This window comes from Microbulbifer sp. A4B17 (assembly GCF_003076275.1).
In the GTDB taxonomy this organism is placed as follows: domain Bacteria; phylum Pseudomonadota; class Gammaproteobacteria; order Pseudomonadales; family Cellvibrionaceae; genus Microbulbifer.
In genome coordinates, this window is sequence record NZ_CP029064.1 from 3,193,241 (window position 1) to 3,214,697 (window position 21,457).

The 21,457-nt window shown below is 50.4% G+C and carries 19 protein-coding genes and 3 tRNA genes; 6 read left to right on the forward strand and 16 right to left on the reverse strand.

Translation table 11 applies throughout. From position 1 onward, the window contains the following. Positions 1-45: 45 nt before the first annotated feature. From BTJ40_RS14195 to BTJ40_RS14200, 3 genes are all read right to left on the reverse strand, one after another. Positions 46-828, reverse strand: a complete 783-nt coding sequence (locus BTJ40_RS14195; RefSeq protein WP_108733709.1) for an ABC transporter substrate-binding protein — start codon at positions 826-828, stop codon at positions 46-48. A 690-nt stretch (positions 829-1,518) separates the two neighbouring features. Continuing rightward, entirely contained in the window at positions 1,519-1,647 is a 129-nt protein-coding gene (locus BTJ40_RS22940) for a hypothetical protein (RefSeq protein ID WP_255422612.1), read from the reverse strand. A 503-nt stretch (positions 1,648-2,150) separates the two neighbouring features. Then, positions 2,151-3,023 carry a hypothetical protein gene (locus tag BTJ40_RS14200; RefSeq protein WP_238152009.1) on the reverse strand — a complete coding sequence of 291 codons (873 nt, stop codon included), beginning with the start codon at positions 3,021-3,023 and terminating at the stop codon, positions 2,151-2,153. A 576-nt stretch (positions 3,024-3,599) separates the two neighbouring features. Between BTJ40_RS14200 and BTJ40_RS22510 the strand changes: the two genes are divergently transcribed. Together BTJ40_RS22510 and BTJ40_RS14205 are read left to right on the forward strand one after the other, a co-directional pair. Then, the gene (locus tag BTJ40_RS22510; protein WP_192879336.1) at positions 3,600-3,809 is read left to right on the forward strand and encodes a hypothetical protein; all 210 of its coding nucleotides are present in this window, start codon (positions 3,600-3,602) and stop codon (positions 3,807-3,809) included. Between the two features lie 45 nt (positions 3,810-3,854). Beyond that, positions 3,855-4,331 carry a tyrosine-type recombinase/integrase gene (locus tag BTJ40_RS14205; protein WP_108733710.1) on the forward strand — a complete coding sequence of 159 codons (477 nt, stop codon included), beginning with the start codon at positions 3,855-3,857 and terminating at the stop codon, positions 4,329-4,331. A gap of 1 nt (position 4,332) precedes the next feature. Here BTJ40_RS14205 and BTJ40_RS22360 read toward each other — a convergent pair whose 3' ends face one another. The 4 genes from BTJ40_RS22360 to BTJ40_RS14225 form a co-directional block, all read right to left on the reverse strand. Then, positions 4,333-4,872 (reverse strand): hypothetical protein, encoded by a 540-nt coding sequence (locus BTJ40_RS22360; RefSeq protein ID WP_157954079.1) that lies wholly within the window; start codon positions 4,870-4,872, stop codon positions 4,333-4,335. Between the two features lie 474 nt (positions 4,873-5,346). After that, positions 5,347-5,422: transfer RNA gene (locus tag BTJ40_RS14215), tRNA-His, on the reverse strand. Between the two features lie 115 nt (positions 5,423-5,537). Continuing rightward, positions 5,538-5,614 (reverse strand) — tRNA-Arg (locus BTJ40_RS14220). 18 nt (positions 5,615-5,632) lie between these two features. Beyond that, positions 5,633-5,709, reverse strand: a tRNA-Pro gene (locus BTJ40_RS14225). A gap of 340 nt (positions 5,710-6,049) precedes the next feature. Here BTJ40_RS14225 and folD point away from each other — a divergent pair. The 3 genes from folD to BTJ40_RS14240 are packed head-to-tail and all read left to right on the forward strand — an operon-like array spanning position 6,050 to position 8,617. Next, the gene (gene folD, locus BTJ40_RS14230) at positions 6,050-6,895 is read left to right on the forward strand and encodes a bifunctional methylenetetrahydrofolate dehydrogenase/methenyltetrahydrofolate cyclohydrolase FolD (RefSeq protein ID WP_108733712.1); all 846 of its coding nucleotides are present in this window, start codon (positions 6,050-6,052) and stop codon (positions 6,893-6,895) included. Further along, positions 6,888-7,592 (forward strand): 16S rRNA pseudouridine(516) synthase RsuA, encoded by a 705-nt coding sequence (gene rsuA, locus BTJ40_RS14235; protein ID WP_108733713.1) that lies wholly within the window; start codon positions 6,888-6,890, stop codon positions 7,590-7,592. The genes folD and rsuA overlap by 8 nt, the downstream gene beginning before the upstream one ends. An 8-nt stretch (positions 7,593-7,600) precedes the next feature. After that, positions 7,601-8,617: a class I SAM-dependent methyltransferase gene (locus tag BTJ40_RS14240; protein ID WP_108733714.1), complete on the forward strand. Its 1,017-nt coding sequence runs from the start codon at positions 7,601-7,603 to the stop codon at positions 8,615-8,617. 49 nt (positions 8,618-8,666) lie between these two features. Here BTJ40_RS14240 and BTJ40_RS14245 read toward each other — a convergent pair whose 3' ends face one another. From BTJ40_RS14245 to BTJ40_RS14260, 4 genes are all read right to left on the reverse strand, one after another. Further along, a complete protein-coding gene (locus BTJ40_RS14245; RefSeq protein ID WP_108733715.1) occupies positions 8,667-9,122 on the reverse strand; it encodes a hypothetical protein in 456 nt (151 codons plus the stop codon). A 126-nt stretch (positions 9,123-9,248) separates the two neighbouring features. Further along, positions 9,249-9,995, reverse strand: a complete 747-nt coding sequence (locus BTJ40_RS14250) for a spermidine synthase (RefSeq protein ID WP_108733716.1) — start codon at positions 9,993-9,995, stop codon at positions 9,249-9,251. After that, a complete protein-coding gene (locus BTJ40_RS14255) occupies positions 9,995-10,468 on the reverse strand; it encodes a GAF domain-containing protein (RefSeq protein ID WP_108733717.1) in 474 nt (157 codons plus the stop codon). The genes BTJ40_RS14250 and BTJ40_RS14255 overlap by 1 nt, the downstream gene beginning before the upstream one ends. A gap of 317 nt (positions 10,469-10,785) precedes the next feature. Continuing rightward, positions 10,786-11,247: a hypothetical protein gene (locus tag BTJ40_RS14260; RefSeq protein WP_108735279.1), complete on the reverse strand. Its 462-nt coding sequence runs from the start codon at positions 11,245-11,247 to the stop codon at positions 10,786-10,788. A 1,294-nt stretch (positions 11,248-12,541) separates the two neighbouring features. Here BTJ40_RS14260 and BTJ40_RS14265 point away from each other — a divergent pair. Continuing rightward, a complete protein-coding gene (locus tag BTJ40_RS14265; protein WP_108733718.1) occupies positions 12,542-14,416 on the forward strand; it encodes a hypothetical protein in 1,875 nt (624 codons plus the stop codon). Positions 14,417-14,787: 371 nt separating this feature from the next. On the opposite strand, the gene BTJ40_RS14270 is transcribed toward BTJ40_RS14265, so the two are convergent. The 5 genes from BTJ40_RS14270 to BTJ40_RS14290 all read right to left on the reverse strand — a co-directional run bounded on the left by BTJ40_RS14270 (position 14,788) and on the right by BTJ40_RS14290 (position 21,403). Next, positions 14,788-15,168: a hypothetical protein gene (locus tag BTJ40_RS14270; RefSeq protein WP_108733719.1), complete on the reverse strand. Its 381-nt coding sequence runs from the start codon at positions 15,166-15,168 to the stop codon at positions 14,788-14,790. 42 nt (positions 15,169-15,210) lie between these two features. Continuing rightward, positions 15,211-18,858, reverse strand: coding sequence for an ATP-binding protein (locus BTJ40_RS14275; RefSeq protein ID WP_108733720.1), 3,648 nt, complete (start codon positions 18,856-18,858; stop codon positions 15,211-15,213). Positions 18,859-19,014: 156 nt separating this feature from the next. Beyond that, a complete protein-coding gene (locus BTJ40_RS14280) occupies positions 19,015-19,779 on the reverse strand; it encodes a DUF4194 domain-containing protein (RefSeq protein ID WP_108733721.1) in 765 nt (254 codons plus the stop codon). Beyond that, on the reverse strand, positions 19,772-21,199 hold the full coding sequence (locus BTJ40_RS14285) for a Wadjet anti-phage system protein JetA family protein (protein ID WP_108733722.1): 1,428 nt from the start codon (positions 21,197-21,199) through the stop codon (positions 19,772-19,774). The genes BTJ40_RS14280 and BTJ40_RS14285 overlap by 8 nt, the downstream gene beginning before the upstream one ends. A gap of 15 nt (positions 21,200-21,214) precedes the next feature. Next, on the reverse strand, positions 21,215-21,403 hold the full coding sequence (locus BTJ40_RS14290) for a DUF3012 domain-containing protein (protein ID WP_108733723.1): 189 nt from the start codon (positions 21,401-21,403) through the stop codon (positions 21,215-21,217). Between the last annotated feature and the right edge of the window lie 54 nt (positions 21,404-21,457).

A 21,457-nucleotide genomic window follows, 5' to 3' on the forward strand; every position in this document is an offset into this window, starting at 1 on the left:
ATCAGAGTGTATCTAAGATCAAAACCATCTATCAATACGGCTCATTCACTCACATACGTTTGCACTCTCTGGAACACCGTACTGCTCCAATAGCTTGACATATTCCCCCTTGGAGCAAAGTAGCGCTAAACCTTTATTAAAGTCGTCTCTAGGCTTTTTATCCTTAAATGCCATTTTAAACTTTGTAACAGGGAAAAATATCTTATGAAACTCTACTTTATCCATTGAATGCCCCTCTATAATGGAAAAGTTCATAAAAATACTTTTATCTGCGATGATTACCGAATTAGGATTTCTCCAAAAGTCTAGAACTTGATCATGTGAATTCTGTGCTTCAATATAATTTTTCCTGCCAGGTGCTCCTGGAGAGAAAAGACGCTCGAATTCTGGACCCAGTGTAAGATGTGCACCACTCCAAACAATAAGATTATGTCCAACAAGGTCGTCAATACTATTTATTTTATAACCCTTATTTTTATGACTCATCGCATAATTTACAAAACCAATGTAATATTTAGAGTAATAATATTTCTCCGGCTCATCATGCTTAATAGCGTTAGCTTCAGCATTTGCGAGCCCCCTCATAATAGCCTTAGGAATATCCCCCCAACTCATCTGCAAAAACTTTATTGAATATTCAGGGAGAGATTTCAATATTACATCCACCTCAAGCCCGCTTTCGGCATTACTTCCAACATAAGGTGGCGCATCTTCCTCTATTGCAACTATTAACTCCAGCGGGCTAGACGGCTTCTCAGCAAATGAAAATAACGTATGGCTAAATAGGAGTGGGAGCAGAAATAGCTGCACTAAGCTTTTGTTTTGCATAACTATACTCAGCAATGATACGAAAACGTGTAAATATCTAAATAGTAGATTAGGTCATGATATCGGGCCTTATACAGTTATGGGCTAGGCACTAGCACTAAACTCGACCATGATAATAACTTACGTGACAGCAAGTCGAACTTACTAATCAAATTATAAAGAAATCCCAGGCTTTTAGGTGACAAATCAAATGTCTATCTAGTGGAAACTTATGTCATTCACTTATACAGACAAAACTTAATTATCTTGAGAGCCCATTTGAACTTAATTATACGTTGTCAAATAGCAAGAGTCTGGCTCAACTGGGGCTCTTATGTTATAGCGCATTACTAGTAAATATGATGGTGCTGCGCTCTCTCATAGCTACATAACATTCTTCGGCCATGCACTGATCACCTTTATTTCTTTATGGGCGAATATTTACTAGCTTTGAAAAGAACCTAACTGAGTAATATTTTTTTCAGATATATTTCTATATGTATCTCCACTCATACCTGGATGCCTTCAACTTTTACTTCAGGATCATTCTTTAACCTTAATTGACACCATATCAACTGAACCATGTAACTCTTTGGAAGGGTCAAGGCTTAATGTACCAGCTTCCCATGAATACAAACTACCATCATCACTACGAGTGATATTTAGATCTATAAACTTGTACCATAGTTATGGCCTCATTGGTCTACTCAGTTAAGAACTTGAGGTTTCAATGTAATAATGGGCGCTATAAGCCTGACGGGATTCTACCAGGCTGGACAGATCCAACTCAGCACTTACATCATCGCGATACTTAAAAATCTCATCCAATGTCAGATCCATATATGGCTGACACCTCCTATTCAACATTTATTAATAAATAACCAAAAATTTTATCGGGGAAAGTAGCGAAAATGAGAAACCATTAAATTCAAGATTTCATTTAGCAGAACGCCTGCGCATGAAAATAAGTCGGATTATGATCCTTTCCTAGAAATTTTTAGCATAAAAAATCACAATCGAGACTTTAGGCCAATCTACCTGACTACCAAAGATAGCTCTATCGCTTGAACCTTAGAGATAGGCAATCAAGCCACACTCTCCCGGATAAATTCTAAATCAAATATATCAAACCTTAGGCACAGTACTACTATAGCGAGTACTTCTTAATAATTGTTGATAAAAATGGAGGCAGATTAGAATACCTCACCGCTGATACAGATATTTTTTATGGGTACCGTAGTTTATCTATTCCTATAGCGTATAGAGGCCGATAAACATCAATAGCAACTGAAAAAAGGACAGCTGGAGCACGAAAGCGCCCCAGCCTGCCAGCAGCCTAAAACTTAGTCAGCACTCTTTGTAAAATGCAGACTATCTTTCACTCGATTCCCGGTGCTTGGATCAGTTACATACCAAATTAGCTCATAATCTCCAACTTCAAACCAAGCAGGTATGTTTAGATAATTTCTAGTGTAATCTTTCGCCTCAGAGTAATTTAATACCACATCCCGTGACTTATGAATTGGATAACTATCCCCATTGGGGAACTTGAGTACACTCCACTGTTCGAATGTAACCAATGACTGCGTAGAGTCTAAATTACGAATACTTGCATCATAATTGACCCTACCTCCGTAGGAAGGAACTGAGAACTCAGCAGATTCATCAATCTCAATCGCCAGCTGAATGTCGGAAACAGCACCCTCAATAACCAGCTCAATATCCCAGAACTCTACAAAGCCACCAGACACAAAGAGTTTAAACTCGCCCTCCCCATCAAGAAAGTTATTTGCAAAAACACTATTCCCATTTTCACAAAAATCGATATCTCCTATTTGGGGTGCGGGATCAGGATTTTCTGGTGTTGGAAGGTCGACTGAATAACTGAGAAGCCTCATTACCATAAACTTATTAATGATATCGTCAGGCCCGACTAATTCATCTGTAAACCTATAACCTGCTGCTGTGGCATCACCATTTTTAGGCTCAGTATTGATACAAATTTTTTCAATAGAATCGAACTTATAGCCGACATCTAACTCCACCCTGTATTCAATCCCACTCTCCATTATGAAAGGGTATGGTTCACCTAGATCTATTTTAGTGCTTATAGTCTCTGCCTGAACCAGTGCCGATGCACAGCTTAAAGTGATACTAGCAATAGCATTCTTCAATACAACCCCGCACCCGGGGTATTTATTTAACAATTTTTTCAAAGTCACATTCCATTACATACATTGTGAGGTACAACAATACTTCGGACAGTTTTTTAGAGCTAAATCCTGACATAGCGAGACCTGTTCCTTGACAATAGGTATTATTCGAGCGTCTTGGTAATTACAATCTGAGAAAAATACCTTTGTAGGTTTATTGGACTAAAACTGCTCGAAGCATTGTATTTCACTCTTTCCTACTCCTACAAAATTTTTTCCTCTTTAACCGTACCAGATAAAACAGAAATAAAGACAACACTACTAATTAATCTATTTATCTCAGTAAATATTATTTAACACGAGTAAAAATTGCTGCCCGTATCCCAAATAATCATCTGCAATGTCCCCGGCCGGCCACCCGTTGTTTTAATCGCTCGCTAGGAACCGTAATCGCGCTATGCATAGCATCACCGGAACTATCAATTTGCATGGTGTTCTGGTCGTCCATAACCGCAATGGTACTTTTCCGCCACCGTAATTACCGTCTCAGTGACCATCGTCGATGCTGTACGCAACAAGATGCAGACTTAGAAAAGCTACTACCGCTATAGCCGACAGGTCTTGGCTGTGTTTAGGGGAATGACACCTGACTCAATCACTTCGTCACTGGTTCAAATGTTAATAGATGCCCATGGAACAGAGCACCCTCCCGCAGTAAACCGCGATAGAACCTTTCTAGAAGTTGCGATGAAGCAAGGTAAATCCAAAAGCTTTGTGACAACCGAAGCCCCAATCGCATTAATTAAAACATTCATGGAAAAAGCTGACGGTCGCTATTTAGAAGACTGAGAGTATGAAGCCTTTTGGCAATGGCTTGGTGAGCGCGGCCACATCATGCACCGGTGCGCCATGGAGAGCAGTTATCTGTGTGCAGCCCGACAGCAGGATGTATTGGCCCTTACGCGTGCAGATATGAAAGAAGATGGTCTACTTATTATTCAAAGAAAGACCGGAAAAGCACAGGTAAAACTCTGGAGCCCAGCGCTAAAGGAAGCTGAGGAGCGTGCACTTGCGAGCAATGTTGATGCACAAATTCAAACAGCTCATATTATTCGCAGCCGCATCGGGCGCCCCTTCACCCGCATGGGATTTAATGCCACTTGGCTAAGAGAGAAGCGAACAACGCTTGAAGCGGGAGTTATTAAGGAGCGGTTTCGGTTTCACGATTTGAAAATTAAAGCCGCCAGTGATTTTGACGGTGACGTGCAGAAATTTACCGGACACAAAACCCGCTCAATGGCAGAACGATACAATCGAACAGCAGATAAAGTTGTCAGCCTAGACCGGAAGCGCCCAAAGAAAGGCAAATAATTTAGTTTGCCTTTTGCTTTACATTCTCTTTGGTTTCTACAACTTCAATATGAGCATCTCTTTCAAGCTCAAGTCTCAGTACAACTCTCAAGCCTTCGATTGATTCAGGCGATAAAGTGACCTGCTCACCTTTTGCTTTAGATAACTCGACTGCAAATGCATGAGTTAGATTGCTTATTGATTCATCAGAGAGAGCGACTGGTTGTAGAGCCACAGGGGAGTTTAGATTTACAGAAAGATCTTTATTTTGAGACCAGATCTGCCAAGAAAGAGCCAAGGCAGCTATAGAAGCCGAGACAGCAGCAACCCAAACCCCTACTTTAGTATGTGCCGCACCTGTACGGGCAATTTCAGCGCTAGCCTCTGCCGCAGCGGCACTTTTTTGGGCTGCTTTTGTACTCTCAGCAGCAACCTCCATACCCTCTTCAGCAACCTTTACCCCCTCTTTAGCTACTTCAACTCCGGTTTCAGCAGCACGAACACCTCGTTTAGAGATCTCGATATGCTCATTTTTCTGCCAATCAAGCAGCCAATCTTTCAAGATATCAATTTCAATATCTACGAAACTGATCTGACACTCTGTAAAGGCTCTTACCCCCTCTGACCTCCAGGTTAACTCACGGTACAGACCTTCATTTAGCGAGCTTAAACTTTCACTATTCTTAAGTCGGCAATCTACCCTATCAAGCTGGCTCAGCTGCCCTTCCAGAGTCGCTTTCCAGCACCTCCACTCAGTTAGAAGAAGCCCAACATCCTGAAAGCTTGATCTCGGCTTTGAGCTTAATTGATCGTAGGTTCTCCTCTGCTCATCTGGCCCCGGCATCTGCTCCAACACTTTATGCGCGAAATCCAATGCATCGATAACCACTTCCCACCCCCTGGGAAAAAGCAAACTAAGCAAACCTCAACATAGATTGAGGCCAAAATTACCACACCAAATTACCACACTGGACCCCAAAACGAAAAAACCCCGCACTAGGCGGGGTTTTAAGTCCTTGATAAACAAGGAAGAATCTGGGGTGGCCGACGGGGATCGAACCCGCGACCTCAGGAGCCACAATCCTGTGCTCTACCAACTGAGCTACGGCCACCATAAAAGTGATATACTTCAGCACCTTGTGGCAGTACTGATTGCCGGATACCTCTTGCAGCCAATCTGGCTTCAGACTAAGTCCTTTTTGCCAAACCAGCACCACCTCGTGAAGATGGCACGCCCGGCAGGACTCGAACCTGCGACCATCCGCTTAGAAGGCGGATGCTCTATCCAGCTGAGCTACGGGCGCAAGGTGAACCCGGAAAATTGGTCGGGGCAGAGGGATTCGAACCCCCGACATCCTGCTCCCAAAGCAGGCGCGCTACCAGACTGCGCTATGCCCCGTTTTTCCAATCATTCGCACCTCTTTGACCCTGTTAACCGCCCCGTAGGTGGTTGTGTAAGTCGCTGTAGCTGCGAAGTGCGTGCATAGTAATGATACCCCCGGCCCATGTCAACGCTTCTAAGCTATTATTTTTAAAGAAGTTTATCCTTTTGCCTATCTAGGCCTAGAAGTGGCGAAATTATTTCCAACCTGTGCGAAAATGGCGCACTTCGCGAATCCGACCGGATAAAAAGTAAGCGTTTTTAAAAATCGCCGGCTTCCGCCCTTCTATATAAAGTAGGTGCTGAAGCAGATTCCGGTCTATTAGCCATCGATTTTTTACTGTTAGAGATAGTATCTATGTCTGCACTGGTTCTGGACGGCAAGGCCCTGGCACAGAAAACTGAAGAGGAACTCTCGGCTCGGGTAGCCGTACTAAAGGAAAAGAGTGGTGGCCAAACGCCAATCCTGGCGACCATTCTGGTAGGTGATGACCCCGCCTCCGCCACTTACGTAAAGATGAAGGGCAATGCCTGCCGCCGCATCGGCATGGACTCCCTCCAGGTGGAACTGCCCTCCTCCACCACCACTGAGCAGCTGCTCGCCAAGATCGAAGAACTCAACACCAACCCCAACGTCCACGGCATCCTGCTCCAGCACCCGGTACCGGCGCAGATCGATGAGCGCGCTTGTTTCGATGCGATCAGCCTGGAGAAAGATGTAGACGGTGTAACCTGCCTGGGCTTTGGCCGTATGGCAATGGGTGAAGAGGCTTACGGCTGCGCGACTCCTAAAGGAATTATGCGCCTGTTGGAAGCCTACAATATTGAATTGGAAGGCAAGCACGCCGTGGTTGTGGGTCGCAGCCCCATTTTGGGTAAGCCGATGGCGGCCATGTTGTTGAATGCCAATGCCACCGTGACTATCTGCCACTCCCGCACCCAAGATCTGGCCGAGCATATCCGTCGCGCCGATATCGTAGTGGGCGCCGTGGGCAAGCCTGAGTTTATCAAGGCCGAGTGGATTAAGGATGGCGCTGTGGTTGTGGATGCCGGTTACCACCCCGGTGGTGTCGGCGATATCGAGCTGGGCCCGCTGACCGAGCGCGCTGCCGCTTACACCCCGGTACCCGGTGGCGTTGGTCCCATGACCATCAATACCCTGATCTATCAATCTGTCGATTCCGGTGAGCGTAAAATTGGCTAACCTGATTCGTCTGGATAAAGCGGTCAGCCAGGTCACCGACCTCTCCCGCACTGATGTAAAGCGCGCCGCCTGGGCGGGGCGCATTACCGTCAATGGTGAGGTGGTCACCAATGCGGCCACCAAAATACAAGTCAGTGATGAGTTGTGCCTGGATGATGAGCCCCTGCACGAGCCGGGGCCCCGCTACATTATGCTGAACAAGCCCCTGGGCTATGTCAGTGCCACCAAAGATGGCGAGCACCCTACGGTGCTGGACCTGATTGATGAGCCTAACAAGGAAAAGTTGCATATTGCCGGGCGCCTGGATATTGATACCACCGGCCTGGTGCTGCTTACCGATGACGGCCAGTGGTCCCACAAGGTGACCTCCCCCAACCACCATTGCGACAAGACCTATTACGCTCTGTTGGCCGAGAAAATTGAGGAAGATGCCGTGGCCAAGTTTGCCAAGGGTGTCTGGCTCAATAATGAAAAGAAGAGAACCAAGCCCGCCAAGCTGGAGATCCTCTTTGCCAACGAAGTGCGCATCACCATCGGTGAGGGGCGCTATCATCAGGTGAAGCGTATGTTTGCGGCCCTGGGCAACAAGGTATTGGAGTTGCACCGGGAGAAGATCGGCGAAATCATCTTGGATGAAGAACTTCAGGAAGGTGATTACCGCCTCCTGACCCCTGAAGAAATTGCCTCTATCAATTAAAAAAAGATATGTCACCCCTTCTACATCAGGAACTTATCCAGGCCCCAGAGGAAACCCTGTGGATCGCCGATGAAAACAGCAAGCCCCTCTTACATCAGGAGGGGTTTCATTTTGCCGGGGATTTAATCAGTAACCGCTGGGATATTGCCGAACTCGCCGAAAATACGGTGAAGCGGAGCTTCTTCAACGATTTCCACTTTGAAGAACTGGACCGCAAATACCGCCGTATTGTCTACGCCGTTTCGAAAGAGAAGGCCGTAGTTCACCATATTATTGATTGTGCGCCCAACTTCCTCGGTGAAGGTGGCGAATTGGTTCTGCTGGGCGAAAAGCAAAGCGGGATCAAAAGCTACGCCGCGAAAGTGGCCGAACGCCTGGGCACTACCAAGCAATTGCAAAAAAACGGCAACGACTACCTGAGCAGTAATATTGTCGCTCACGAGGACACCGGCAATCCAATCAGTGAGCTTCAGTACGCCCAGTTACAAAAGCTGCCCGAGCTTAGCGACCTCTACTCCAAGCCTGGATTGTTCGGCTGGAACAAAATCGATAAAGGCAGTGCTCTCCTCGCCCAGCAATTAACGACTGAATTGCCACAGGACGGTTCTCGTATTGTTGATCTCGGTTGTGGTTATGGCTACCTGAGTATGCAATTGGCCGCTTTGGGTAAATATCACTTTACCGCTACGGATAATAACGCCGCTGCCCTATTGGCCTGCCGCAAGAACTTTATCGAACAGGGTATCGAAGGCATCGTTGTGCCCTCTGATGCAGGCTCTGAACTGGAGAGTGAAATCGCCGATCTGGTGCTGTGCAACCCGCCTTTCCACCAGGGGTTTCAGGTTGAAGGGGATTTGACCGATCGCTTTTTGCAACAGAGTGCGCGGATTCTCAAAGATTCCGGCGCTGCGATTTTTGTGGTGAATGAATTTATTCCCCTGGCGAAAAAAGGGCCCCGCTATTTTTCCCAGGTGGATTTGATCACCAAAGAGCAAGGATTTTGCGTATACCGTCTGCGCCCCTAAGAGCTAGGGACGCAGGCAGGCAGCAGTCGCCTGGAAACAGGATTAAGGGCTAGTAATCGCGCAGATTAAACAAGTTCATCGACAGCGTATGCTCTTCCAACTCTTCGAGTTGTCGCAATCGCTCAAATGCATCCCTGGCTGATGGAGTTTCAGCACCCTGGGCAAGATCCCGATATTGATCGGCCAAATAGATTTCAATATCCATGGCCAACTTGGCAATTTGCTCCAAGTCTTCAATATCAATACCCCTCAAGCGCTGCAAGAACTCTTTCTCGCGCCCCTCCGGGGCAAATTGCACCCAGGTATGCAAGGCCCCAGGTGGCAGGTCTGCATGGAAGTTATCCAGTGAATGCTTCATGGAATCTTCCCGTCGTCGCAGCTGGTCCAGCAGCAACTCGACCCGTTTATTGGTGGCAAGCTGCTCGTACTGTTCGTATTGCAGCGCCAGCTTGGCGTGAAAATCCCTTCCTTCCTGAATCACTTCCTCAACCGTTTTGTACCGCATCAATCGATCCCGGCAGAACACTTCGCTCCTTCTGAGTATAGTCACGGGGTGACAAAGGGCGCCAATGAATATCACTATTAAAGTGACAGGGATTTTAGGAGCCAGCCTCTGTGGGGACAGTCGAGATTAGCGCAGCTGGCTCATGTGGAGATCCAGGCGCCGGTTGGGGTTGGCGGGATTGATCTTTTCTGGGGCCCTGGCCGCCAACTCGCCTTTGCGCAGGGCTCCTCTGCTCACTGCCAGGATATGATTCTCATACTGGGGCATATAGGCCATCCAGGCACCACCGAGTCGCTCGCGCATAGCTTTGTCACGCCAAGCGCTGTTCTGTAGCTCGGGCCTATCCCCGAAGTTACTGACCAGCACACCATCCTTATGAAGCAGGCGCATCAGGCTGGAGCACCAGGACTTATCGGCGGGTACCGCTCGCTGCGCTACGCCGTCGTAGTGCCCAAACAAGTCGTCGATCACCAGGTCGAAAGTGCTGTGAGAGGGTTTATTCAAGTGGTCGCGCACAAAGTCACAGGCATCGGCACACACCAGTTCAACATCGCGCACGTCAAAGAAGCGACGGGCAATATCCAGGTGCACCGGGTCCAAATCTACGCCGACAATACGCTTGGCGGAGGTGAACGCCTGCAGAAGGCGAATCAGGGCACCACCACCGACGCCGAGCACCAATACCGAATTCAAGCGCTCTTCAGGGAGGAAAAATGCCGGTAGCAGCAACAGCTCCCATAGGGAGCCCTTGAGGGGATCGCGGGAATTCCACTGAGAGTGAAAAACCCCGTTACTGTAGAGGCGCACACTGGCGCCATGGTTGCGCACCTGATAACAGGTGTCGCCAACCTGCTTTTGCCAAAGCAGCGCCATCAGCTCGCCGGGAGGTCTGAGGACTTGAGCAATACCCGGGCAAAGTCCTGTAGGCCTGCCAGGTCTTCCTCACTAAAACGCGCCACACTGGGACTATCGACATCCAGCACTCCCAGGCAACGACCCGCTTCGTCGTACAGTGGCACCACCACCTCTGAGGCCGACACCGCATCGCAGGCGATATGGCCGGGGAACTGATGCACATCGTCTACCAATTGGGATTCACCGGTCGAAACAGCTGCGCCGCAAACACCGGCCCCCACTGGAATCCGGGTACAGGCGGGCTTGCCCTGGAAGGGCCCCAAACGCAGTTCATCACCGTAGAGGAAATAGAAGCCGGCCCAGTTGATATCCTCCAGCTCCATAAACAACAGCGCACTGGCGTTGGCGGTGTTGGCCAGCCAGTCTCGCTCCGCAGAAAGCAATCCTTCCAGTTGCCCATTTAAGGTGTTGTAAAACTTGTTCAGCGACATACCTAGCGCCCCTTGCCCACTTATAATTTCAAATCGTGTCAGCCAGGGGGCCCCTGGATAATTCCGTGATGCCTCTGGCTTACAGAGCGGTTCACAATCAAGGCGCGGCTTCGCAGGAATGTCTAGACCTTTCAAGAAGTCGCAACGCGGAGTGTGAATAGCTCTGCAAGCCCCGAAGGGCGGGCATTGAAGGCCCGCAGAGATATTACGGAGTTATTCAGAGGCTCCCTAAAACAGACAATCCCGCAAAACAGTATCCTGCGGGAGGCAGGTATTTTGCGGGCTTTGGCGAGGGAATCAATATGCAGAGTGCAAAATTACTGGTAGGGATCGACCACTGCAGGCTCTTCACCGGTCTCACCGCGATACTCATCGGCATCTACAGTTGGGCGAGACCACTCGCTTTCATCATTGTTGCTACGAGTGTTCGACTGGATAGCCGGCGGCGCGCTGGTAACGTCTGATTGCATCAGGTTGCGCGACTTTTCGAAGCGGTCTTCCACTTTCGGCTTGGGCGCAACTTGTGCGGAGTTGCCGCTACCTTCGCGGCGAATGCGGTTGGCCATAGCACTCAGATTAGGGCGGCGGCGCTCCGCAAGCTTCACGGCTTCCAACTCACTGTTCAGGCGGTTGATCTCCGCCTGTAAATCACCCATCTGCGCCTGAAGTTCAGTAATTTGGGTCAACACGCCTTTTACTTTACGGCTTTCCTTTTCATACATCACGGCGGCGCCGCCAAAGGCCAACGCAAAAATGACCAGGATGGAAAACTGACGCATAGCAAACTCCGGAAACTGCACTTGTTATTCTGGGTGGCATTTTTACAGCATATCTTTTCTATCTTCCGAGAAATTGCGCATAAAAAACAAGTTCAAACGCCTACTGACGCCTTGAAAGTCACCATTCCATAAAAACAAACAATTAAAATTTATCGAATAGCGACAAATTTAGACGGGTGTCCCTACCTCTCTCTAAACTCCCACAATAACTGACAAACTTGGCGATAGTGGAGATGAAGGCTAGCTACCCCCAAAACCATACCAGATTGAAATCCCAACAGGCAGGTCTATCCAGCCCGAGCGATTGAGCAACGGCTCAGTCATTCCAATAATAGGTCCACCTCAAACTAAGGATCCTATATTTTGTCACGACCCTTATAGCGCTGAGCTCGTTCACTAGCTGGCGCTGCATAGCAAATAAGCAGATCAACCCACAAGGGCCAAGCAAATTGATAGATCCATGCGGACTGAGAAGCGTGAAAAATAACCTGCCATCCAACCGTTTACTGTCTGATTAGCAGTTCAAATAACGACCACCTGCCCATCTAATCACAAATACAAGAACCCTGAGCGAGGCAGAAATTCACTCCAGGAAACAGTAACTAAACAAACATCAACGGCTATTGAAACGTTTCTTCTCGTGTGGGGTTCAAATTATAAATCTGCCGAAACACCAGGTTGATAATGCAGTATTCCGTATCAATAAAATTTTAAATTACTGACGCCTGCAGAAACTCTTAGTCGGCAGGCGCGTGTCACTTATCTAGGCAATCTAAACTTATAGCCAACTGGCCTTCTCCGCTATCGCAAGTGTGTTGGTTATCGCGGGAATTTAGAAACCACCTCACAACTATAATGGATTGAATCTAATGAAATAAGGTATATTTTTTGGATGATTCTTACCCCCCATGTATGTTTTACAATAAAATAAATTAAGAGGTCTCTGAATAATTTCACGATATCTCTGCAGGCCTTTCAGAAGCCCCTTAAATGTTTTCTTCAAATTTAAATATTTTTGCTCCCAGGCACTAAGAATGGGCATTAATCAGGAAATCAATTAGATTCCATTAAAGCAGGCCAAATAATAATCTACAAAAATAACCTTTAGACCATAATATAAAAAAGTATGACCAATATTGATATCAACCCTTAAAAAAAATATTAAAGTTAACACCGAAAACCAAATTTAGCTTTGCTGACTTCTCACTAGACCGCAAGTTTAGTAAGTGCATAGTGAATTTATTTCAAAACATATCGCTGTACTTGTCACAAACATAGAAAGGTGTACTAAATCATGAGAAATTTAAAAAATAGGCTAAGGTTTTGCTTATTGACCTTAGCCATCTCTCATTTATCTTTTGCAGATGAAGTTCACACAAAAAATAATGTGTTAATATATCAAGGAGCAAAGCAACTATATGCATTTTGTCGCCTAGATATATATCCAAACACCTCCCAAGATGAGTGTAAAGAGCTATTTACAAAAAAGCAGGGGTATTTTGGTCAATACCATGGCAACTATGAATTTGTGGTAAATGCTGCCCCATTTAAAGTTGATGGCTATGTGCATAGTTGGGCCTATCCGCATGGTGGCTGGGTGCCTAAATATAATGACAATTTGGTAGTTTTACCTGCAAAATCCTGTGTAATATTTAGTCATGATCAGGATGCATCTAGATTGTGTAGCCATAAGCCCTGGTGGGGAAGCGCCACTAGTGCAGTAGGGTATTATAGAGACATTGACCGTCTTGATTATTACAAAAATCTAGCCACACAAAAATTGCTACCTTACTTAGAGGATGAGCAATGGATGAGCGCAGTCTTTGGCGAAAACTATGATAAAAACATTGCTCAATCATTAGCAAATAATTTTAATTCCGGAAGTATGGATTGGTTTCCTGAGGTTGTCATTTTCGACCCATCAAAATCCAGTGCGAGTGTAAAAGGTGTACCTATAAAAGATATATCCACCGGTCAACCAGTAGAGCTTAGGGGAGCATACAAAGAAGGTACGATCTATTTTAGTAATAAATATATAAATAGCAAAGACCCAATAATAGAAGGAGAAATCATTTTTATTCAGGAACTCGCGCATCATATTGACGCCCTCGTAAATCCATACGGAAAGCATACAGGATCAGAGGGTGTACTTGCTGCGCAACTAATATATGAAGCTGCGCATGGCAATCCAGATCAGGAGCCTTATGTTACACCACTGAGTGACGAAGAGTATTCCAAGCTTAGGCAATATAGAGATCATTTCGATATAACCCTGGATGGAAAAATGATCTACGGTGCCGAACTCGGATTTTCGTATTCAGGCATAGCTATAGGGGCCGCTGCAGCAGTCGCATCGGTAGTAGTAATCGTTGCAACCGGGGGCGCAGCAACACCCGCCGTGTTAGAGGCCGATAGTGCATTGATCAGTGGTGAAATAGTAGTTACGGAAGGCATCGCTGAAGGTACGGCGATAGCGACTGAGGAGGGCTTAGCGGCACTGGAAGAAGCTGGCGCAGCAGCAACTGCTTCTGAAATAGCCCCAGCTGCTTCGGAGCTACTCGGCCAAACATTCACAGGTGCAGCAGCGGGTACTGAAGGAGCCCTTTCTTCTGAATTGATAGAGTCTGCACATGCCGCATTGGAAAGAGCTGGTTATCGGTTTGTTGGGTACCACGGAACAACAGCAAGTAATGCCGTCAGTATAGTCAACCAAGGAATAGAAGCTATTAGCGGTTTCCCCGAGGGGCAAGCGTGGCGAGGATTCTACTTTGCTGACAGTCCCGAGGTCGCAGCAGGCTATACCATAGATCAAGAAACAGCCTCTCTTAGCGGCGGGCAATTGCTTAGAGTCTACCTGCCCACAGCGGAAGCTAATGCTATGCAGAATATCGGTATTGCACTAGATCAAGGCGAAGCCATTACTGAAGTTGTCAACCTGTATGGGGAAGACGTTTGGGACGCTGGTAACTTTTTGATAAGAGGGGTCGAAACCACAGGGGAAGCAAGCACAGAAAGCATCATGGGGTTCAATCTGGCGAAGAGAGCGGTGGTAATCCCATCCAGTATTGAGGTATTCCAATCCGGGGTTCAGGCCGGAATCAAGCAGCTTATAGAGTGGGAAATGGGAATTGCAGCCCCTGTCGGTGAAGGAAGCCTGCCATTGCCATAAGACAACCCACTTTAAGATATAGGGCTTGACCAGCAGGCTTTACCATAGCCTGCTGGTCTCTGTTAAATTATCTTTAATTCACTGGTCATCAGGCCTGTTTAGCCAAATTACACCCTAAAAGTAAACTACGCTCAGGCTACCCAACTCAGGCAAGCCAAGTGCCACTTACGCATAAAGCACTCACCCTCCGCTGCTGAATATACCGGAGGGAGCGGGGAGCGAATAACAAGGCTACCGCCTTATTTCATCAGAACCCGTGAGCACGGGCCCTTCATAACCCCTCCTCCTGAATTTCAGTTGGCAGTATGGAGAAGCCTTGTAAATGCCAGGAAGCAGGAAAAACCTGGCTCAAGAATTTGCAACCTTTTAAATTAATAGCGGCGCAGTCCTTGGGATGGGCGATTAAGCCACAGACGCAGCTGCTCCTCACTGGCATCCCGGAAAATTAACTGGGCCCCCTGCCACTCAGCAATACCGGGCCGTCTTTTCGGGTTGGGCTTTACCGTAAAGCACTGGTATTCCCGAGCAAAATGCTGCAGCTGGTCCCACAGCTCCCTCTCATCTTGGGTGGGGTCCCTGAGGGGCTCCAACACTTCCAACCAGCGCTTACTGCCAGCGCGCAAGTCCAGCCTGAAACTAATGCGGGCTTCCTTGCCGCGTTCCAGCTGGCTGTCCCGCCGATCCAGAATAAAATTCAGGATGCCGATTAACAGCGGGTTTTCCTCTACCCAATAGGGCAATGCCTTTTCCATCGGTTGCCTCCCTGCCAATGGAGGGGTTTCCCCCGAAAATACCTATCCCTCTACTTCTACCAGGTCCATAAAATCCAGCGACGCCTGCTGGCGAATCGTGCGGCGGTGATTGGCCCAGAGTTCGGCGATACGCTCCTGGTTGCACACCTTGCGATCGACATACACCCGGGTATTCAGCTGGCCGATGGGCTTGGCACTGGGGCACTTGCTGAATACAAACTGATTCGAGATCAGGTCCATAAAAGGCCCGGATTTACTACTGGGCATAATAAACAGCAGCTGTAAGCCCAGGGTTTCGGTCAGGTACCGGATCACTTCCTTGGAGCGGGACTCATCCATTTTGGAGAAGGCCTCATCCACCAGCACCATCTGCAAATGGCTGCCGCTTTCACCAAAGCGGAAAGCCGAAGTGACCGCTGCGGAGCGGATAATATAAGCCGGAGTTTCCAGCTGGCCGCCGGAACCGGTGCCGTACTGGCTGAGCGCAATCGGCTCCTTGCCTTCCGGTTCTTTGTAGATTTCATAGCTGCGGTAGTTGCGATAATCGCTGATGCGATCCAGCTCGCGCCGCGCTACCTGCTCGTCCTCACTCAGCAGCATACTTAACAGGCGATCCCGCACCTTGCGGTGCTTGGGGGCCAAGTCCGTGTCGAACAAGCTCTGCTCTTCGCCCAGGTTCGGCAGTTCAATTACCGCCTTAAAGAAGCTCCAGTACTCCTTAAATTCCGCCACCCACTGGTAGTCGAAACGGAAGCGCTCGCGGTCGGCGCCAAAGCGGTGGTGTTCCAGCTCTTTGTTCAGATCATCCAACACGCGCTTACCATCGTTAATGGACTGGTAAATAGCGTGGCACAAGTGGGTTACAAAAGTGGTGTTAAAGGATTTTTTCAATCCCAGCAATTGATCGTGGCGCTCCACCAGCAGGTTGTTCTTCAGGCGGTTGCGCAGGGTCTCTACCTGATCGCCGAGACCGCTGATCAACTTGAACAGACCATCTTTATGGCCGCCACTCAAGTCTGGCTCAAACACCAGGGTATCGACGCTGGCACAGGTGGCGTTGTACTCCATCACCGCGCGATCCAACTGGCGACTGTATTTCTCCAGCTGTCCCTGCCAACTTTCGATATCCGCTGAGAAGTCAAAGTTGTCGGCGGCGCGCTCTACCTGCTCGTCGGCAGTAACTAGTACTTGCTCGGCATCGAAAGTGGGATCGATGGCGGTAATACGCCTTACCATTTCCTCGCTGTCACTGGCGGCATCGTCCAGGGACTCCAGCTCGCCAGACAGGGCGTATAAGAGTTTTTCGTTGCTTCTTAGCTTGGTCTCCAGAGAGCCATGCTTGCGCTGGAGGTCCGACAGCTGCTTCTGCTGGTCTTTAAGCTGGGCCTTAAGTTCATCAACCTGCTGCTCGAACTGCTCGAAGTCCTTCAGGTCCAGGTTTTCCAGGGCCCGCTCAGCGCTGCGCCATTCCCGCTGGGCCGCCAGTGCGGAATCCACAATGGACAACAGCTTGATATTCGCCAGTCCGCGCACCGCGTTGGTGACTCGGCGGTAGAGCTGGTGGCGCTCGTTGACGTGGGCAGCCTCTTCCAGAAACTGCTCCATAGCGCGCTGCTGCGCCGCCAGTGCGCGGGCGCGGGCGCCCTGGCCGAAGACCAGCTCGGCATCGTCCATATCGCAGCGCCACATGCTGTAGTTGCCACTGGCCATACCGTCGGCAGTCAGGCCCCGGCGGGTGCCGCGCAGCTCGTGTTCATCCTCCACCTGCACCACAGCACCGTAGGAGGCGCGCAGATAGTGCTCGGCAGTTTTATGGGTGAACTCCATCAGTTCGATAATGGAGCCAGACGGCGTATCCAGGCGCTCCGCATCGCGACGGGCTTTATCCCCCTGGATCACGCGGGCGCGGTTGTTGCGACCGGGCAGGCTGCGCACGATACGAATCGCGCGGGCCTCGTGTTCCGGCTCCACAATAATCGAGAAGCGCGCGCCGCCCAGATAGCCTTCAATCGCCATCTGCCAGCGCTCATCCAGCACTTCCACATAATCACACAGGACGCGGGGCTCCGCCTCAAGGCACTGCTTGCGAATTGCGGCCAGGGCCGCTTCCACCGATTGGGGGTAGCGCACGCGGTTGGCCTGGAGATGCTGAATGCGGCTCTCCTGGGTGCGCAGCTGCTTTTGCAGCTGCTGCACTTTTTGCTCCCAGCGGGAGGCCTGCTGGGCAATCTGCTCTTTGGGGGAAACCTCATCACTGGCGCCGGCTTTGCCACTGCTATCCAGCAGGTCGAAGAGGCGGTTCTGTAGAGCTTCGCTGCTGGCAGCGCGCTCCCGCAGTGGCTCCAATGCAGCCAGGTCAATCCAGTCCTTACCCAACAACTTGTGCAGATCCGGCAGGTCTTCCTCGCGGGCTACCTGCTTGATCGCCTGCACCAGTGCTTTATCGGAGAAGGCGGGAATTTCCAGCTCGGCGGAGGTGGAGTTGAGCAGGTTTAATAATTCTTCGGCGGCCTCGCGGTTCTCGCGCCAGCGGGCCTCTTCGGCAGACATCGGAGTGTGCTGCTGGGACAGAAGGCTCAGGGCATTGTTAATACGCTGTTCCAGTTCGTCCTTATTGCGCAGCGCATCGATACCCAGGCGCTGGGCTTGAAGCTCTACCAGCTGGCCATTGAGCTGCTCGACGCGCTCGGAGGCGACGCGCACTTCGCGCTCATTGTTGTCCAGATCGCTGCGCAGTTTTTTCTGGTCGTTCTTGCCGCTCAGATAACTCTTTTGTACCCGCTGCTGGTGGTGGCGTGCGCACAAATATTCCTGCACCCGCAACTGCAACCACTGCTCCCTGTAGAGCTCTACCGACTGGGCGATGGCCTCCAGGGAACTGACCCGCTCCACAATCTGGCGGGCTTCCTGCTCCATGCTGTGAATGGTTTTCATCAGCTCGGATACGGAGCGGATGGCATCACCCAGATCACGTTTTTCCAACACTTCCTGGGCGACAAAATCGTTGATGCTTTTTACCGGCTTGTAGGCCATAAAATTGGCAAAGGTGCGCGCGGCGTGCATGGCCTCGCGATCGGAGACCGCATCGCGGCGTCCGCGCAGGGCGCCGTAAAGGCGGCGCAGGTAGGCCTTTTTCTTGTCGTACTGCTCTACTTTTTCGAACTGCTTGCTTAGGACCTGGTTGAATTTATCCAGCGGCAGCAGGTGTTTGCCGTCGGTGTAATCCCGGACAAAATCCCCCATCACCAACTGTTCGCCGGGGAATACGAAAAAGCGCAAATCACTCTGGCGGGCCTGGGCGGGTTTGCTGCTGTTATCCAGGTGCGCGCGAATCCCCATCACTGCGGTAAAGGGCTCAGCATCGTCTTCACCGCTGGTGGGGTGAAAAATACCGGCGATGTAACAGTCGGTGGGCTCTACACGGGCGTAACTGCCGTCGTCACAACCCAGTACATAGGAAGCTAGCGTCCGCACCTGCTTGCCACCGCGCCCGCGCTGGGTGGTTTCATCCTGCCCCGGGTTAAAGGTAAACAGGGTGTCGTGGGCGGCGGTCATCAATGTCTGGATAGCATCGGCCGCCGTGGTTTTACCGGAACCGTTGCCACCGGAAAACAGGTTGATCGGGCCGAAATCATATTCCAACTGCGGGATATTGCCCCAGTTAATCAGGATCAGTTTTTTTAGGAACATAGTCTTTTCAAAAAAACGGTCTTTTCAAAAGCAGGGGCTTTTTTGCAGGCGGGAAGCCGACACCCCTCTCCGAGGCTACCGGGCACAATTTACGCAAACCCGGGCGGTCGAATGTTTTCGATTTTTTATAGCCGCTACTGCGGCCTCTATTTTCAACTAGGAAGCGGCTTCACTCTCAAACAGGCTGTTATCTTCGACTTCAGGAGTGATGCGTTCGAGCGCTTGCTCTTGTTCCGTCTCTTCAGCCTGATCAATTTCATCAGCTTGAGTGGCCTCGCTCTCCACTGCGGGCGGGGCTTCGCTGTCGATCAGCTGGTGCAATACCGACTCGCTGACAAAGTGGGCGATGGTCGGGCGTACGCGCAACCAGACTTCCGCACTGGTCTCCACTTCTTCGCTGCTGAACTGCACCAGGCGCAGCTGGCGCAATTTCTTCAGCAGGTTTTTACGCTCGGCGTGTTTATCCGGCAGGGACATTTTCAGCAGGTTGCGCATGCCCAGTTCCAGGGCTTCCATCGACAGCGCGGCACAACCGCTCTCATCCACTTGCCCTTCCCGCAGCGCTTTATCGTATTCCACTCGTAAGGCGAGAATCGCGGCCACCTCCTGCTGGCTGAGGCGGGCGCGGAAGCCGCCATGGTGCGGCTCTTCCTGATCCGGCAGACCTGGCACTTCGGCGCCGGGCGGATACACGCGGATAAACTGGAAACGGCTGTCGTGCTGCAAACGCAACCCCAGCGGGGCCAACCACTCGCGCACTAGCTGCTCACAGCGCTGGAAGCGATCATAAAGCGTGGTCTCAATTACGCTTTCATCCCGGCAGATAACGCCGTAATCCAACAGGCGCACCAGCAGCTCGGAAAATTCGCTGCGGTTCAGGCGACACTGCGCCAGGGCCTCTTCCAAAGCCTGTTCAATCACTGTTTTTCAGCTCCAGGATATATTCGTCAAATTCGGTGAAATAGTCATTGCTGGCGATTTCACCGGTAAATTTCACCTGCAGGTCGGCGGCGCCGCTCTGGTTCACCGCCGCCGCTTCGATCACATGGCTCATAGCGAGCAGATCACGCGCATCGCGCAATGGCAGGTTGCGGCTGTTGATCTGGCAGCCGGTGCCGAGGGCATCGCTCAGATAATCGCGCAGGTTACTGTTATTGAAGTTAAACGCCTGGTCGAGCAGTTGTTGCAGCTCGATCTCGCGGCGGTTTTCTTCACCGATGGGGGTTTCATCTTCGACCCGGGTATTCACCGGCTGGCGGCGGTTGCGCTGCCACAGCTGGGTTTGCTTGGGGTCAAACAGGCGCAGCTGGAAGCCGCCCAGCTGTTCGCCCAGCCGCTCGAGAATTTGTGTTTTTTGCTGGCTCTCACCGAGACGCTGGCACAGGTCCGCAAACTCGCCCTCGGCCTGGCTGTGCAAGTAACTGAGCTGGCGAATAATAATATCGGCACGCTTGGTAAAGCCCTGTAGCGCGCGGCGCAAAGCGGGCAACTTCACCTCGCAGGCGCGGCGCATGCGGTCCTCGATGGTATCGAGCATCAGCCACAGCAGGGAGTGGCCCGGTTGCACCAACTCCGGCAGCAGTTGGCGCAGGCGCTTCTCCCACTCCGCTTTCTGCATATCCTCCTTGCGGCGAATGCAGTCAATCACCCGGTTGATGGAATCGCGGTGCTTCTCCACGCTGTCCGCAGACAGACGGATAGCCAGGTCCGGCTGGAAACGGCTCTCCATAAAGGAGAAAAACTCATCGGTGGCCTGCTGCACCAGCAATTGGGCCTCCACTTCCCGCACCATTTCCCGCTTGCGCTCTTCCAGCTCGGCGATCATATCGGTGAAATCCGCCACGATACGCTCGGAGTATTCCCAAGCATCGATCAAGTCGTGGATTTCACCTCGGCTGGCAAAGGCTTCCAGGGCATTTAAGGTGTTGCGGGTATTGCGGTGGCGGGTGCGCACGCGAGTGCCGTTCACTTCCACTAGCGGCTGAGTGAAAAGGCGGCCCCGGCGGCTAAACGGATAGGTGGCGGTGAGCGTGGCGCTGTCCACCTGCTTCTCCAGCCAACCGAACTCCACCAGGCTATTCAGTACCCAGACGGCCTGATCGCGCAGGTTGCGGAAGCGGCCCTCGGGGTCCTGCACACCATCTTCACTATCGAGTTGGGGCGCGCGGGTCAGGGCCTCGGCAAAAATTTCCAGGATCTGCTCGCGCAGCAAAGACTCACCGTAGTCGGCCTTGGCGGTGTACAGACGCTCATACAAAAGACGCAAGCACTCAACCACCTGTTCGCGGTATTTACCGGTCAGCGGGCGGAAGAAGTGCTGGTAGGAATCGACGAAGAACAACGACTATAGGCCCGCTTATTCCTCTTCCGGCTTTTGGTTGAAGACACAATATTTTGTGTAGTCGCGGGTATCGTCAAAAGTCCACTGCCCTTTGGGAATGCCATCCATTTTTTCGCACCAGGCATCGGAACCCCGTTTGGGCTCACAGCCGGTCAGTGCGATAAGGGCGATCACAGCGCTGGTCAGGACAAATACTTTTTTCATGGTTCGCTTCTACAAATGAAATTCGAATTTCACTTCCCCGGCGGCCGCAATGTG